Annotated in this window: 16 protein-coding genes; 14 read left to right on the plus strand and 2 right to left on the minus strand. The window is 38.4% G+C overall.

All coding sequences use genetic code 11. From position 1 onward, the window contains the following. Window positions 1-15 precede the first annotated feature (15 nt). The 14 genes from rlmN (at window position 16) to trpA (ending at window position 13,364) form a co-directional block, all read left to right on the plus strand. Window positions 16-1,116 carry a dual-specificity RNA methyltransferase RlmN gene (rlmN, locus tag BLR83_RS00145; protein ID WP_074559426.1) on the plus strand — a complete coding sequence of 367 codons (1,101 nt, stop codon included), beginning with the start codon at window positions 16-18 and terminating at the stop codon, window positions 1,114-1,116. Between the two features lie 9 nt (window positions 1,117-1,125). Beyond that, on the plus strand, window positions 1,126-1,632 hold the full coding sequence (locus BLR83_RS00150; protein WP_074559427.1) for a VanZ family protein: 507 nt from the start codon (window positions 1,126-1,128) through the stop codon (window positions 1,630-1,632). Window positions 1,633-1,805: 173 nt separating this feature from the next. Continuing rightward, window positions 1,806-2,684, plus strand: coding sequence for an ABC transporter ATP-binding protein (locus tag BLR83_RS00155; RefSeq protein ID WP_074559429.1), 879 nt, complete (start codon window positions 1,806-1,808; stop codon window positions 2,682-2,684). Next, complete coding sequence (locus BLR83_RS00160) at window positions 2,681-3,412, plus strand: ABC transporter permease (protein WP_074559431.1); 732 nt, start codon at window positions 2,681-2,683, stop codon at window positions 3,410-3,412. Before BLR83_RS00155 ends, BLR83_RS00160 begins: the two co-directional genes overlap by 4 nt. After that, window positions 3,409-4,500, plus strand: a complete 1,092-nt coding sequence (locus tag BLR83_RS00165) for a sensor histidine kinase (RefSeq protein ID WP_200796304.1) — start codon at window positions 3,409-3,411, stop codon at window positions 4,498-4,500. The genes BLR83_RS00160 and BLR83_RS00165 overlap by 4 nt, the downstream gene beginning before the upstream one ends. Window position 4,501: 1 nt before the next feature. Then, window positions 4,502-5,098: a response regulator transcription factor gene (locus BLR83_RS00170; RefSeq protein WP_074559435.1), complete on the plus strand. Its 597-nt coding sequence runs from the start codon at window positions 4,502-4,504 to the stop codon at window positions 5,096-5,098. Between the two features lie 127 nt (window positions 5,099-5,225). Beyond that, entirely contained in the window at window positions 5,226-6,383 is a 1,158-nt protein-coding gene (locus BLR83_RS00175; protein WP_074559437.1) for a permease, read from the plus strand. 722 nt (window positions 6,384-7,105) lie between these two features. Beyond that, complete coding sequence (gene trpE, locus BLR83_RS00180; protein WP_074559439.1) at window positions 7,106-8,461, plus strand: anthranilate synthase component I; 1,356 nt, start codon at window positions 7,106-7,108, stop codon at window positions 8,459-8,461. Then, complete coding sequence (locus BLR83_RS00185; RefSeq protein ID WP_074559441.1) at window positions 8,458-9,027, plus strand: aminodeoxychorismate/anthranilate synthase component II; 570 nt, start codon at window positions 8,458-8,460, stop codon at window positions 9,025-9,027. Before trpE ends, BLR83_RS00185 begins: the two co-directional genes overlap by 4 nt. Window positions 9,028-9,042: 15 nt before the next feature. Then, the gene (trpD, locus tag BLR83_RS00190) at window positions 9,043-10,047 is read left to right on the plus strand and encodes an anthranilate phosphoribosyltransferase (RefSeq protein ID WP_074559443.1); all 1,005 of its coding nucleotides are present in this window, start codon (window positions 9,043-9,045) and stop codon (window positions 10,045-10,047) included. Next, window positions 10,044-10,811 carry an indole-3-glycerol phosphate synthase TrpC gene (trpC, locus tag BLR83_RS00195; RefSeq protein WP_074559444.1) on the plus strand — a complete coding sequence of 256 codons (768 nt, stop codon included), beginning with the start codon at window positions 10,044-10,046 and terminating at the stop codon, window positions 10,809-10,811. The genes trpD and trpC overlap by 4 nt, the downstream gene beginning before the upstream one ends. After that, a complete protein-coding gene (locus BLR83_RS00200) occupies window positions 10,798-11,379 on the plus strand; it encodes a phosphoribosylanthranilate isomerase (RefSeq protein ID WP_074559445.1) in 582 nt (193 codons plus the stop codon). Before trpC ends, BLR83_RS00200 begins: the two co-directional genes overlap by 14 nt. Beyond that, the gene (gene trpB / locus BLR83_RS00205; RefSeq protein ID WP_074559446.1) at window positions 11,376-12,578 is read left to right on the plus strand and encodes a tryptophan synthase subunit beta; all 1,203 of its coding nucleotides are present in this window, start codon (window positions 11,376-11,378) and stop codon (window positions 12,576-12,578) included. Before BLR83_RS00200 ends, trpB begins: the two co-directional genes overlap by 4 nt. Window positions 12,579-12,581: 3 nt before the next feature. Further along, on the plus strand, window positions 12,582-13,364 hold the full coding sequence (gene trpA, locus BLR83_RS00210; RefSeq protein ID WP_074559448.1) for a tryptophan synthase subunit alpha: 783 nt from the start codon (window positions 12,582-12,584) through the stop codon (window positions 13,362-13,364). 35 nt (window positions 13,365-13,399) lie between these two features. Here trpA and BLR83_RS00215 read toward each other — a convergent pair whose 3' ends face one another. After that, entirely contained in the window at window positions 13,400-14,740 is a 1,341-nt protein-coding gene (locus tag BLR83_RS00215; RefSeq protein ID WP_074559450.1) for an Nramp family divalent metal transporter, read from the minus strand. 93 nt (window positions 14,741-14,833) lie between these two features. Then, complete coding sequence (locus BLR83_RS00220) at window positions 14,834-15,484, minus strand: prepilin peptidase (protein ID WP_074559452.1); 651 nt, start codon at window positions 15,482-15,484, stop codon at window positions 14,834-14,836. Window positions 15,485-15,499 lie beyond the last annotated feature (15 nt).

Consider the following 15,499-nt stretch of genomic DNA (forward strand, 5'->3'; position numbering starts at 1 on the left):
AAATAAATTTACAGAATGCAAACAGAAACTAAGGACATGAAGCCCTCTATTTACGGTTTAACACGTGATGAACTCATCGAATGGGCAATCGAACACGGTGAAAAGAAATTCCGTGCAACACAAATTTGGGATTGGCTTTACCGTAAACGTGTCCAATCTTTTGAAGAAATGACAAACATTTCAAAAGATTTTATCGCTATTTTAAATGAAAATTTCTGCGTTAACCCATTGAAACAACGTGTCGTCCAAGAAGCATCAGATGGTACCGTTAAATACTTGTTTGAATTGCCTGATGGCATGCTGATTGAAACAGTTTTGATGCGCCAACACTATGGTTTGTCAGTCTGTGTAACATCACAAGTCGGTTGTAACATGGGTTGCTCATTCTGTGCCAGCGGTTTGATTAAAAAACAACGTGATTTGACAAGTGGTGAAATCACTTCACAAATCATGATGGTACAAAAATACTTTGATGAACGTGGTCAAGATGAGCGCGTGAGTCACGTCGTTGTTATGGGGATTGGTGAACCATTTGATAACTACGACAACGTGCTTCGCTTTGTGCGTACGATTAACAATGACAATGGTCTTGCTATCGGTGCACGTCACATCACAATTTCAACATCAGGTTTGGCACACAAAATCCGTGAATTTGCTCACGAAAGCTTGCAAGTTAACTTGGCTGTTTCACTTCACGCGCCAAACAATGAATTGCGTTCACAAATCATGCGTGTTAACCGTTCATTCCCACTTGAAAAACTCTTTGCTGCGATTGAATACTACGTTGAAACAACTAACCGTCGTGTGACATTTGAGTACATCATGTTAAATGACGTCAATGACTCACCAGAAAACGCACAAGAATTGGCTGATTTGACGAAAAAAATCCGCAAATTGTCTTACATCAACTTGATTCCATATAACCCAGTTTCTGAACACGACCAATACCGTCGTTCAAGTAAAGAACACGTTGCAGCCTTTTACGATGTTCTTAAGAAAAATGGTGTTAACTGTGTCGTTCGTCAAGAACACGGAACTGATATTGATGCCGCTTGTGGTCAATTGCGTTCAAATACAATGAAACGTGACCGTCAAAAAGCTGCTAAAGTAAAATAAGAAGGTAAAATGAGAAAGCTATTTGATGAAGAACTTGAGTTGACAAGTTTAGGGCGTAAAGTAGCCCTAACTTTGGTGGGGATTTACATCCTTGCCCTTTGTTTCTTGTGTTTTAGTCCGCAACCCTTTAAAATCGATGGGGTTGAGACACCTAATATCATTTATTATGGACGCTTGCGCTTGTTGTTGGTGCCATTTAACAGTTTGATTGGTATCGGTCAGCTTGATAGTGCCTTTGAAGCATTTTGGGTATTTGCACAAAATGTTACCAATATGTTTCTTATCTTTCCTTTGATGTTGGGATTGATTTGGCTATTTCCCAAATTGCGTCAGTGGAAGCGAGCTTGGCTGTTAGCTTTTGGAGTCAGCCTTACAATTGAAACAACACAGTTGCTTGTCGATTTACTTTATAATGCTAATCGAGTCTTTGAAATTGATGACTTGTGGACCAACTCCCTAGGAGGTCTTCTAGCTCTGTGGCTTTACTCAGCAATTTATCGAAACTATCATAAATAATAATGAAAGGTCGGGTTTTCCCGACCTTTTTTTGTATACGTAAAGAAGTGATTTGAAAATTTTTCAAAAACATGACAAAAGTCATGTATTGTCATGACATTATGAGCTAAAAAAATCAGTGATAGTTTTCTAAAATTAAATCATCGAATAAAGATAAAAATGGAGATGTTAAGATGATTACGGTTAATAATATTTCAAAGATAATCAAGGAAAAAGAAATTTTAAAGGATATTTCTTTTGAAGTTGCTGAGGGAGATTGTCTAGCTTTGATTGGACCAAATGGCGCAGGTAAAACAACATTGATGTCATGTCTTTTAGGAGATTTAAAAACCAGTAAGGGAGAGATTTTAGTGAATGGATTACCACCTCGCCATCACCAGTTAAAGGAAATAGTAGCAGTATTGCCACAAGAAAATCAGCTACCAGAGAAATTAAAGGTGAAAGAGTTGATTCATTTTTTCAAAACGATTAGTAAGACACCTTTGAGTGACCAAGATATTGATCGAATTTTACAGTTTAGCGAGGCACAAAAAGCTCAGTTGACGGAAAAATTATCTGGTGGTCAAAGACGATTGTTAGCTTTTACCTTATGTTTGATTGCTCAGCCAAAAATTCTTTTTTTAGATGAACCAACGGCTGGTATGGATACAACGACACGTCAGCATTTTTGGCGAATGATTCAATCTTTGAAAGACAAAGGGGTGACGATTATTTACTCTAGTCATTATATTGAAGAAGTGGAGCATACAGCAGAGCGGATTCTTGTTTTGCATCAAGGGCGTCTGCTTAGCGATACCACACCATTTGCTATGCGAGAAGCTGAGCACGAAAAACAGTTGACCTTACCAAAAACATTTTTGCCAATTGTAGAAAAATTACCTCATATTACTAATATTGAATTAAAAAATGACACAGTAACTTTTATGACTAAAGAGATTGATAATGTCTGGCAGGACTTACAAGAGCAAGGTTGCCAGATTTCTGATATTGAAATTCAAAATAAAAGCCTATTAAACACATTATTTGAACAGACTGGGGAGATTGAAAAATGATTGCTTTACTAAAAATTGAATGGATTAAAATGATACGCACGTGGATGACTTTTGTATTATCTATTGGGTTGCCAGTCTTCTTTTTCTTACTTTTTTCAGGCATGGAGTTCTCGTCCAATCACCAAGAGCAACAATCTTATATTACGAGTTACATGTTAACGATGACTGCTTTTTCCATGTCGAGTTTTGGCTTTTTCACCTTTCCAGCTATGCTTACAGAAGATAAGATAAGTCACTGGATGAGTTTTATTGAGCATTCCTCTGTCTCTATTTGGCAGTATTATTTATCAAAAGTGATTAGGGTTTTATTTTGTTTCTTACTTTCTATCTTGTTAATATTTTTATGTGGTATGATTTTTCGTGATGTGATGATGCCGATTAATCATTGGTTAGGGTCAGCGGCTTTATTACTGCTATCAAGTCTTTTGTTTTTAGCATTTGGGTTATTAATTTCACAATTAAAATCCCAACAATTAATGACACTTGTTGGAAATATTGCCTTTCTTGGTTTAGCAATTCTTGGTGGCTCTTGGATGCCGATTGAGACTTTTCCAGAATGGATGCAAACTATCTCGAAACTAACACCAACTTATCATGTCAATCATTTGGTAACAACTTTTGCTAAGACTGCTCAACTAAACTGGCAATCCTTGATTATCGTGCTCGGCTATGCCATAATAGTAGCAGCATTAGCGCTTTTGATTAAAAATAATACTGAGGTTAAATGATGTTCAAAAGAATTAAAAGAATTCATCCCTTATTTTATTTGCCATTAGCTTTTTTGGCTTTTCCTTTTTTGGGTGTTTTCTTTTTTGGTTACCCTATATGGACGTTAGGGATAACACTTGCTTTTTTGATTGGCTATTTATTTCTTGTTAATTATGAAAAAAATGTGTTAACCAATATTGTCTGGATTTTCATGCTATTATACATTATCTACATGACACTTTGTGTGGATGGTGGGATGATGTGGTTTACTTTTTATTTTAATAGTCTATTAGTTTTTCGATTTCAAGATGATTATCGGTCATTTCGCTTTGTTTCCTATAATCTAGCCATGCTGTTGATGATGGTGGTAGGAATGACTTTGGCAGAAGATATCATGACACGAGTGATGATTCTTTTAGTTCCACTTGTCAATTACGCTGTCTTATTTCATTGGATAAATGCCAGAAAGACAGAAGCTCAGGAAAGAGCTCTTATGGAAAAGAATCGAACGATTAATCTTTTGCTGGCTGAAAATGAGCGAAATCGTATCGGCCGTGATTTACATGATACTTTGGGCCATGTTTTTGCAGCCATGACTTTAAAAACAGAGTTAGCGCTCAAACAATTAGAAAAAGGAAAATATGACCTTGTCAAAAAAGAATTAGAAGAATTAAACCAAAGTAGTCGTTCTTCAATGCATGATGTTAGAAATATCATTAATAATCTCAAATTTAGAACTTTGGAAGAAGAGATTGATCAGTTAGAGCATTTTTTTGCGATGACTGATATTGATTATCATTTGCAAAATGAGTTAAATTTATCAGTTATGCCGCCTGTGATGCAGTCGACACTTTGCATGATTTTGCGCGAATTAAGTAATAATGTTATCAAGCATAGTCAAGCAAATCAGTGTCAACTTCATTTATTTGAAAAAGAAGGCAAAGTTGTTGTCGAAATTAAAGATAATGGTGTCGGCTTTGAAAAGCTTTCTGGAGATGAATTGCAATCTATTCGTGACCGCTTGCTTTTAGTAAAAGGAAATGTTCAAATACTATCACCAAGAAAGCCTACCCTTATTCAGGCTGAGCTGGGGTTAAAGGAGAATTAGGATGAAATTATTAGTTGCTGAAGATCAATCCATGTTGCGAGATGCTTTATGTCAGTTATTGCTTATGGAAGATGATGTCGATGACGTTTTGCAGGCTGGAGATGGTGAAGAGGCTATTGAACTAGTCAAAACTAACTCAATAGATGTAGCGATTCTTGATGTTGAAATGCCTAAAAAATCGGGTCTTGATGTTTTAGAATGGATTAGAGAACACAAGGATTTGAAAGTGATTATAGTGACTACTTTTAAACGAGTTGGTTACTTTGAACGTGCAGTAAAAGCAGGTGTTGATGCCTATGTATTGAAAGATCGTTCAACTTCTGAGTTGATGTCAACAATCCACACAGTGCTTGCAGGCAAAAAAGAGTATTCACCAGAATTGATGGAATCTATGATAAGCCAGGATAATCCGTTGAGTCCTCAAGAAAAGCGCATTTTACAATTGATTGCACTTGGAAAATCGAATCAAGACATTGCTGATACCCTTTATCTTTCAAATGGAACGGTGAGAAATTATACATCATCAATTTTTAATAAATTATCAGCCAATAATCGTGTTGAGGCGGCTAGAATTGCTAAAGACAAAGGTTGGTTATAAAGTAAATTAGAACTCAGTCAAATGGGTTCTTTTTTATTTTTCTCAGTTAAAAAACGATTTCTGATTTTTGACATTTTGTTTACAGTTCCTGTTTTACAAGATTTCATTAGCATAATATAATGAAGGTATGGAAAATAAAAAATTAAGTATTGTGCTAGATCAGGCAGTTGTCAATCAGTTAAATCTGAGTAAAGGGCAGCAATTAAAAGCTGAATTATACAGTGATAAATTAATCCTTCAAAAAGAAGAAACTCCAAAACAAGGTCGCTTGTCAAGTTGGGTTTTGATTTTATCAACTGTTATTTTGTGTATTTTATTTTATGGTGTGAGTTCTATTGAGAAGATGGACCAGATTTTGTTGGTTGGAGATTATTCTATCATCACTTTTTTAATTGGTTTTGGTGGGATACTTGGAATGACTATTTTTACAACAACGCTTATTCGTAACCGAACGGTCTTTCTTGGAGGCATCAAAGCGCGTGTTTTTTGGCGCATGCTTCCCGTTATCGTCGCTTCATTCGCAGTGATTTTACTGCTAGCTCTTCTCGGTTTTGGCTGGTTGCTGGAGCAGATTTTCACGGGCGCCTCTTTTGATAAATTAACTTCGAGCTTGATTTTAGGAGCTTCTATCTATGCGGTCAGTCTTTTTTGGGGGCAAATAGCAGAGATGATTAGGGCGACTTGGTTGACAACTGTTTTTACAGTAATTATGGTCAGTGGTGTTTTTGTCGCAATGGCGACGAATCGTTCTTTGCAGTGGTGGCATTTCAACCTAAGCTTTTTGGGAACACAAGCTGCTAAGGAAAGTTGGCAATTTAATCTGACTTTGATTTTGTCAGCCTTGGTTTTGGTTGCTTTGGTGGATTACTTGTTTGTCGCTTTAGGTGAAAAATATGGTAAAAACTGGAAATTAAGAGCTATACGTATCATGTTGACCATTTTGGGGATTGATTTGGGAGCGGTTGGCTTTTTCCCGAATGACTCTAGTTCGCACCTTTTGCATACTAGAGCAGCAGGTTATTTGGTTTTGATTATCATCGCCTTGATTATCAGTGTCAAATGGCTTTTGCCAGAAGTGACACGTGATTTCTTGGTTATGTCCTATGCGATTGGTGGCATGCTGGTCGGACTAGAAATTGCTTTTCAAGGTCTTCATTACCTATCTTTAACTGCTTTTGAGTTGAGTGCTTTCTTGTTGGCTTTTGCTTGGTTGATTCGTTTAATCACTCATTTAGAAGGGCTCTTGTCTCCTGAAAGAAAAGAAATCACATTAATTCTTGAATAAATTCTAAATCTCTGAGTTTGACTTAGCGCACTTGCTAGGAAAAACTTAGAGATTTTTAAATAAATCAACAAAATAATGAAAAATGTTCAATTTTTTAGAAAATTCACAAAAATACTTGACAAGTAAGAATAGGGTGTTTATAATGGTAAACAATCAGAAAGTAGCAAGGATTTGCTTACAGGGAGCTCGTGGTTACTGTGAACGAGTAGCAGGTGGTTGTGAAATTGGGCTGATGGTATATTGTTGAAGATAAGAAATATTTTTCAGGTAGGCACCCCTTATCGTGCAGCTCCTTGTTAGAGGAGATAGAGATGGCGGAGTATATATTTCCGTTAAATTGAGGTGGCACCACGCTATACATTAGACGTCCTCACACAGAAGTTCTTTCTGTGTGAGGTTTTTTGTTTAGTGAATTAAGCGGAAGTGAAAAAGATTTCAAGATACAAGTGAGGCAAACACTAGTTGGTAGTGGTAAGTCTCAGGGAAGCACCCCTTATCGTGCGACTCCTTGTTAGAGGAGATAGAGATGACGAAACTATTTTTCGTTAAATGAGGTGGCACCGCGCTATCATTAGACGCCCTCACACAGAAGTTTTTTCTGTGTGGGGATTTTTTGTTTAAAAGGGGAGAAAATCATGAAAAGAAAAGATAAAGGCTGGCGAATCAGTAACTAGAATTAAAAGGAAAAACATTATTAAAATTTCATGTAGAGAGGACATGACATGCGAAAAATTCTAACTGCTGATATCTTAACCCCCATTCTTGCTTATATGCGAGTTCAGGGCGAGCATAAGGTTATTCTTGAATCAATTCCACGAGAAAAAGAGAATGCGCGTTTTTCAATCGTGGCATACAATCCGGTCTTTGAAATCAAATATGAAAATGGTCAACTGACAGAAAATGGTCAAGTTATTGCTGGTGACCCGCTTGACTACCTTAATCAAGTAACAGTCAAAGGAGCTAGTAGTGATTTGCCATTTGGTGGCGGCGCAATTGGTTTTGTTGGCTATGACATGATTGGGCTTTATGAAAATATTGGTGAGATTCCAGAAGATACCATTGGAACGCCAGATATGCATTTCTTTGTTTACGAGTCTTATCTGATTTTTGACCACAAGACTGAAAAAGTCTACGTGGTGGAAGATAATATTTACAGCAAACGAGATAACGATGCAACGCGCCAAGCACTTGGCAAGGTTGTCAAAGATTTGCAGACGCAAGCACCAAATGAATTTAGTCCACAAAATCTTCATCCTTTGACTTTTGATAATCACATTGAAAAGGCAGCTTTTGAAGAGATGGTTGCTAGGGCTAAGAAGTTGATTCGTCAAGGAGATATGTTCCAATGCGTGCTGAGCCAACGTTTTTCAAGTCCATTTGACGGAGACCCGCTTGATTATTATCGTAATTTGCGCGTGACTAATCCATCAAATTATCTTTATTTCTATGATTTTGGTGATTATCAGATTATCGGTGCTAGTCCAGAAAGTCTGGTTTCTGTGAAAAATGGTGAAGTGACCACTAATCCAATTGCAGGGACTCGTCCAAGAGGTGCCGATGATACTGAGGATGCTGCGCTAGCTAAAGACTTGCAAGCTGACATTAAAGAAACAGCTGAGCATCGCATGCTAGTTGACCTTGGTCGAAATGATATTGGAAGAATTTCCCAAAACGGTACGGTCAAGGTAACCAAGTACATGGAAGTAGAATACTTCCGTTACGTCATGCATTTAACCAGCGTGGTGAAGGGGCAGTTGCTAGCAGATGTGCAGAGTATTGATGCTTTGAAAACGACATTGCCAGCTGGTACGGTCTCTGGCGCACCAAAAATTCGCGCGATGAAGCGCATCTATGAGTTAGAACGTGAAAAACGAGGCGTCTACGCTGGTGCGATTGGTTATCTTTCGGCGACTGGAGATATGGATTTTGCCATTGCCATTCGCACGATGATTCTCAAAAATCAGAAGGCTTATGTTCAAGCAGGGGCAGGCATTGTATACGACAGTGTACCAGAAAATGAATTTTACGAAACCATCAATAAAGCCAAAGCCATGACACGGATAGGGGATAGCAAATGATTTTATTAATTGATAATTACGATTCTTTTACCTATAACCTAGCGCAATACCTTGGGACTTTTGCCGAAGTTAAGGTCTTGCGAAATGATGCTGACGCATTAGAAGAAGTAGCCAAAGAGGCTTCTGCCATTGTTTTATCACCAGGTCCAGGTTGGCCGGCTGACGCTGGAAAAATGGAAGAGGTGATTCAAGCTTTTGCTGGTAAAAAGCCAATGCTAGGAATTTGTCTGGGACATCAGGCTATTGCTGAAAGTTTTGGTGGCAAGCTTGGTTTGGCTAAAAATGTCATGCACGGTAAGCAAAGCAATATTGATGTTCTTAGCCAATCACCTATTTTTGCAGGGCTTGCTAAAAATATGCCAATCATGCGTTACCATTCGATTGTTGTGACAGACATGCCAGAAGATTTTGAGGTAACTGCCAAAACAACTGATGACCAAGAAATTATGGCTATCCAGCATAAACAGTTACCGATTTATGGCCTTCAATTTCACCCAGAAAGTATTGGGTCACCAGATGGTCTTAAGATGATTGAAAACTTTGTACGATTAGTTGTTGAAAAGTAAAGCGAGGGATGGACAATGAAAGAACTCTTTAACCAAATTGCAAATAAGGAAGATTTATCAGAAGAACAAGTTGAAAGTTTATTTGATAGTATCTTAAATAACTCGATTTCAGAAAGTGAGATTGCTGCCTTTTTGATGGGACTCAAAGTGAAAGGTGAAACACCTTCAGAGATTACTGGGATTGTACGAGCTTTGAAAAGTCACGCTGTTGATTTACCGCAGGATTTTGGGGATGCTATGTGTAACTGCGGAACAGGTGGTGACCAGTCTTATAGCTTTAACATTTCAACAACAGCTTGCTTTATTCTAGCAGCAGGTGGTATTCGTATTGCCAAAGGTGGTAATCGTTCGGTGTCATCAAAATCAGGCTCTGCTGATGTTCTTGAAGCTTTGGGTATTAATATTGCTGCTTCACCAGCGACATTATCAAAAGCTCTTGATGAGGTTGGACTCGCCTTTGTCTTTGCGCAAACCATGCACCCAGCCATGCGTTTTATCGGTCCTGCACGTAAAACACTTGGAATTCCAACTATTATGAATATTGTTGGTCCATTGGCAAATCCTCTTGACCTTGAAACGCAGTTGATGGGCTTGTATCGGGCAGACCTCCAAGAAACAGCAGCACAAGTCATGCAAAAATTAGGCCGTAAACGTGCCATTATCGTCACAGGTCCAAATAACATGGATGAAGCAGCTCTTTACGGCAAAAATACTTATACATTGTTAGAAGACGGTCAAATCACTCAACACAGCTTTACTTACAAAGACCTTGGCATGCCAAGAGTTGAGTTAGATGACATTGTTGGCGGTGATGCTAAGCAAAATGCAGATATTCTAGTCAGTGTTCTTGAAAATCAGGCTAGTCCATATCTTGAAACAACCGTGTTAAATGCTGGCCTTGGGTTTTATGCTAACGGTAAAGTCGATAGTCTAGCAGAAGGGATTGACCTTGCTCGTCAATTAATTGCGGATGGTTCTGCTCTTGCTAAACTTCATCAATTGCAAGAGGTACAAGTATGAGTAAAGAATTTTTACAAACCATTTTAAAGCAAAAAGAAAAAGAAGTTGCCTCTCTAGAACTTGAGCCACTGCAGCCTCTTCGTGAGACTTATAAACTCTACGATTACCTTAAAAATAATGCGAATAAGCTGCAAATTATTGCTGAGGTAAAAAAAGCCAGTCCCAGTCTTGGTGACATTAACCTTGAAGTTGATATTGTCAAGCAAGCCAAAACTTACCAAGATAGCGGCGCAGTGATGATTTCTGTTTTGACTGACCCTTTCTTTTTCAAGGGGAACATTGATTATCTTCGTCAGATTTCAAATCAAGTAAAAATTCCAACCCTAGCAAAAGATTTTATCATCGATGAAAAACAGATTATTCGTAGTCGAAATGCAGGAGCAACTGTTATTTTACTGATTGTGGCAGCTCTTTCTGAGACGCGTTTGAAAGAACTTTATGACTTTGCCACAGGATTAGGATTAGAAGTTCTACTTGAAACGCATAACTTAGCAGAGTTAGAAGTGGCTCATCGCATTGGCGCTAAGATTATCGGCGTTAACAATCGTAACTTGGTGACCTTTAAAACGGATATCAATACAAGCTTGGAGTTATCAACCGCATTTAAAGAAGGTCCTGTTTATATTTCAGAGTCAGCTATTTTTACCAAAGAAGATGCTGAGCTCGTTGCTCCATTTTTCAATGGCATTTTGGTTGGTACGGCTTTAATGACTGCTGAAAATGTAGCCGAAAAAGTGAAGGAGTTGCAAATTGACAAAGGTTAAAATTTGCGGACTTTCAACCAAAGAAGCTGTTGAACAAGCGGTTAAAAGCGGAGCTGATTATATTGGTTTCGTCTTTGCCAAAAGTAAACGTCAAGTCGGCATAAAACAAGCTAGCCATTTAGCTCAGTTGATTCCAGAAACTGTCCAAAAAGTGGGTGTTTTTGTAAGTCCGACTCTCTTGGAACTTCAAGAAGCAATTAGCCAAGTGCCTCTTGATCTGGTGCAAATTCACGGAGAATTTGCGGACGAGGACTTTGACAAAATTGGAGTTCCAAGTATTCGTGCCATTCCTGTCCAAAAAACACTGGGAGAAATTCATACTAAAGCGGATTTTCTATTATTTGACGCCCCCCTAGCTGGTTCCGGAAAGACATTTGATTGGGATCTGCTAAAAGATACTAAAATTGCGAAGCCATATTTTTTAGCAGGTGGATTGACTGTCGATAATGTCGGACAAGCTATAACTTTCTTTCGACCCTACGCTATTGATGTTTCTTCTGGTGTTGAGACGGATGGTAAAAAAGATTTATTGAAGATTATGAGATTTATAGAAAGTGTGAAAAAATGAGCTATAACCAACCAGATACTAATGGATTTTATGGAAAATTTGGTGGACAATTTGTCCCAGAAACGCTGATGACGGCTGTTATTGAACTTGATAAAGCTTATCGCGAAGCAAAAGCTGACCCAAGTTTTCAAGCTGAACTTGATGAACTGCTTAAAAATTATGTTGGTCGTGAAACACCGCTTTACTACGCAGAGCGCCTAACTAAGCATATCGGTGGTGCTAAGATTTACCTTAAACGTGAAGACCTTAACCACACTGGTGCTCACAAAATCAACAACGCCCTTGGGCAAGTTCTTCTTGCAAAACGCATGGGTAAAAAGAAAATCATTGCCGAAACTGGAGCCGGTCAACACGGTGTGGCAACAGCGACAGCAGCTGCACTTTTTGATATGGAATGTACCATTTACATGGGTGAGGAAGATGTCAAACGTCAAGCTCTCAATGTTTTTCGTATGGAGCTGCTTGGTGCTAAAGTACACGCCGTCACAGATGGTTCACGTGTTTTGAAAGACGCTGTTAATGCTGCTCTTCGCGCGTGGGTAGCAAATATCGAAGACACTCACTATATTATGGGGTCAGCTCTTGGACCTGCACCATTTCCTGAAATCGTGCGTGACTTCCAATCAGTCATTGGTAAAGAAGCTAAAAAACAATACGCAGAAATCTCAGGTGGCAAACTACCAGATGCTGTTCTAGCTTGTATCGGTGGTGGCTCAAATGCAATCGGACTCTTTTATCCATTTGTTGAAGACGAATCTGTTGCCCTTTATGGTGCCGAAGCTGCAGGACATGGTCTTGATACTGAAGAACACGCAGCAACTTTTGCCAAAGGTCGCCCAGGCATCTTGCATGGAGCTTTGATGAATGTTCTCCAAGACCGTCACGGACAAATCATGGAAGCTTTCTCAATTTCAGCAGGTCTTGATTACCCTGGGGTTGGTCCTGAGCACTGTCACTTCCAAGATATCGGCCGTGCGACATATGATTCAATTACAGATGAAGAAGCACTTGATGCATTTATGCTTTTGTCACGCCTAGAAGGCATTATCCCAGCACTTGAATCAAGTCATGCTGTTGCCCTTACTCAAAAAGTGGCTAAAGAACTTGGCCCAGACAAATCAATTATTGTTTGTCTATCAGGACGCGGAGATAAGGATGTTGTTCAAGTAAAAGAACGTTTGGAAGCAGAAGGGAAGTAAACGATGACTAAGACACTTACAAAACATCTTCAAGAAATTAAAGCTAGCGGCAAAGGAATTTTTGTTCCTTACATCATGGCAGGTGACCATGATAAAGGACTTGATGGTTTATTTGAGACTATTGATTTATTGGAAAATAGCGGAGCTTCTGCCATTGAAGTGGGAATTCCATGGTCTGACCCCGTCGCTGATGGCCCAGTTATTGAATTAGCTGGCCAAAGAAGTCTTGCTAAAGGCGTTAATTTGACTGCGATTGTTGAAAAATTACAAGAAAAAACAGTTGAAGTGCCTTTGGTCATCATGACTTACATCAATCCCGTTTACCAATACGGCATTGAAAAATTTGTTAAAGATTTGGCCAATACCTCTGTTAAAGGTTTGATTATTCCTGATTTGCCACATGAGCATGAAAATCTTATCAAACCATATCTTGATAATACAGATATCGCTCTTGTTCCATTGGTCAGCTTGACTACTGGCATTGAACGCCAAAAGACTTTGTGTCAAAATGCTGAAGGTTTCATCTATGCAGTTGCAATCAATGGTGTTACAGGTAAAACTGGCAATTACCGAGATGATTTGGATAAACATTTAGCAAATCTTGAAGTTGTTGCTGACATTCCAGTATTAACAGGATTTGGAGTGTCAACAAAAGCTGATATCGAGCGTTTTAATAAGGTGTCAGATGGCGTTATTGTTGGAACTAAAATTGTTCGAGATTTACACGAAGGTAAAGCAGACGACGTCGCAGCATTTGTAACATACGGCTCAAATTATCAAAAATAGAAGAAAACCACTCGATTGAGTGGTTTTTATGATATTTAAAACAAATCAACAATTAATTTTAAATTTAGGACGGTTAAGATAACGGCGACAAGGTATCCTAAAATGGTATTCCATTTGCTATTTACAAAGTCTCCCATAATTTTGCGATTTGATGTGAAGTAAACCAAAGGGAAAATGGAGAATGGTAGTGCCAGCGAAAGGAAAACTTGTGAGTAAACAATCAGTTGGTCAAGGACACTTTCTTGACTACCATAGAGAGTAGCGATGATTAAAACTGGAGCTAACGCAGCTAATCGTGTGACCAGTCTGATAAGCCATTGTGGCAAGCGTAATTTTAAGAATCCTTCCATAACGATTTGCCCTGTTAGGGTTCCAGTGATGGTTGAGTTCTGCCCGCTAGCTAATAAGGCAACAGCAAATAAAGTTGATAGTGCTGCGCTTGCGACACTTCCTGCGATATTTGAATCTTGAAGAGCTTCATACATTTGTGAAAAAGCGTTGATTTCATTGGCATGCCCATAAAAAAGCGAAGCTCCCAAGATAAGAAGAAGTGAGTTAACCACAAAGGCTACCGTCAGTTGAATATTGGAATCCCAAGTCATAAAACGAACGGCTTGTTTAATGGATTTTTGGCTAGAGTAATCAATCTTACGAGTCTGTGAAATTGATGAATGAAGATAAAGATTGTGTGGCATAACCGTAGCACCGATAATCCCTAAAGCCAGCGTTAGCTTACTATTTACACCGCTCTGATGCAAATCGATAATCGATGGATGTGGGATATAGCCCTGTAAAATGCCTGCAAGATTTGGTTTTGACAGCAAGACCAAGTAAAGAAAAATAATCAAAATCGTTGCAATCAAAGTTGAAACCAAAGCTTCAATCTTGCGAAAGCCAAGCTTCATCAAGGATAACAGGATAAACACATCCAAAATAGTAATTAAAATCGAAAACAGCAAGGACCAGCCAAAGAGCAGGTGCAGTGCAATCCCAGAGCCGATAACTTCAGCCAAGTCGGTTGCCATCAAGGCTAACTCGATGATGACAAATAAAAGATAGCGTAATTTTTTTGGCAAATGAGCAGCAGTTGCTTGCGCCAAATCCTTTCGCGTTACGATTCCTAATTTCCCCGCCATTTGCTGTAGTTGCATCGCAATCAAAGACGATATCAGTACAACTGATAAAAGAAGATATTTATAAGTTGCCCCACCGACAACACTAGTAATCCAGTTACCAGGGTCCATGTAACCAACAGCTACTAAAGCTCCTGGTCCAATAAAGGCTCGAAGTGTTCGCCAAAATGAGGCATTTTTTGGAACAGCGATACTTTGATTGACCTCACTAAGTGATTTTTGAGAAGTAACAATAGTTTCCAAAAGCAGCCCTCTTTTCTAAAACTCTTATTTAAGGCCTATTATAGCAGAAGAATTTTAAAAATAAAGTATTTTTAACTATATTTAACAAAAAAATTAAGTGTGCTTAAAAAACACAACCAAAAGATAGCCTAAAAATAGAAAAGGAACAAAGGGAATGCGTTTATTTTTATAAAAAAGACAATACAGAATTCCCATTAAAGAACCCAGTTCAATAATCCACAAAATGCTTTCTAAATCAAGAAAAAGACTCAAATTGGCTAGGTAGAAAAAATCACCGCTACCGATTTTTATGTCAAAGAGCTCAGCTATGATGCCAAGTAACAGAAGAATAATGCTTACCGTATTAAGGGGAAGAAAAAGGAGTAAAGAAGCACTAGGCAGTAACCAGATTAATAGAGGAAAGGATTGGTATTTTAAATCATACAGACTAAGCGTCATGCTAAAAAAGAAAATAAAGAGAGTAGCTGGTCTAATAACTTCGTGGTAGCAAAGAGCAGTTGAAAGTCCGCAGACAAATTCAAAAATGCCATACCATAAAGGAATTTTACTTTTACAAAAATGGCAGCGAGAACGGTTAAAAATCTGAGAAAAAACTGGAATCATGTCCAGCGGTCTCAGCGGTTTACCACAGGCATTACAATGACTAGCAGGAAATAAAATAGATTCCTTTGGAAAGCGATCAACAACTAATCCGATAAATGAAGCCAGCGATGCTCCAAGAAAAAAGAATAATAAAGTGTCCATACCTTATTATTCGAA

It is taken from the genome of Streptococcus equinus (assembly GCF_900101445.1).
Taxonomy (GTDB): domain Bacteria; phylum Bacillota; class Bacilli; order Lactobacillales; family Streptococcaceae; genus Streptococcus; species Streptococcus equinus_B.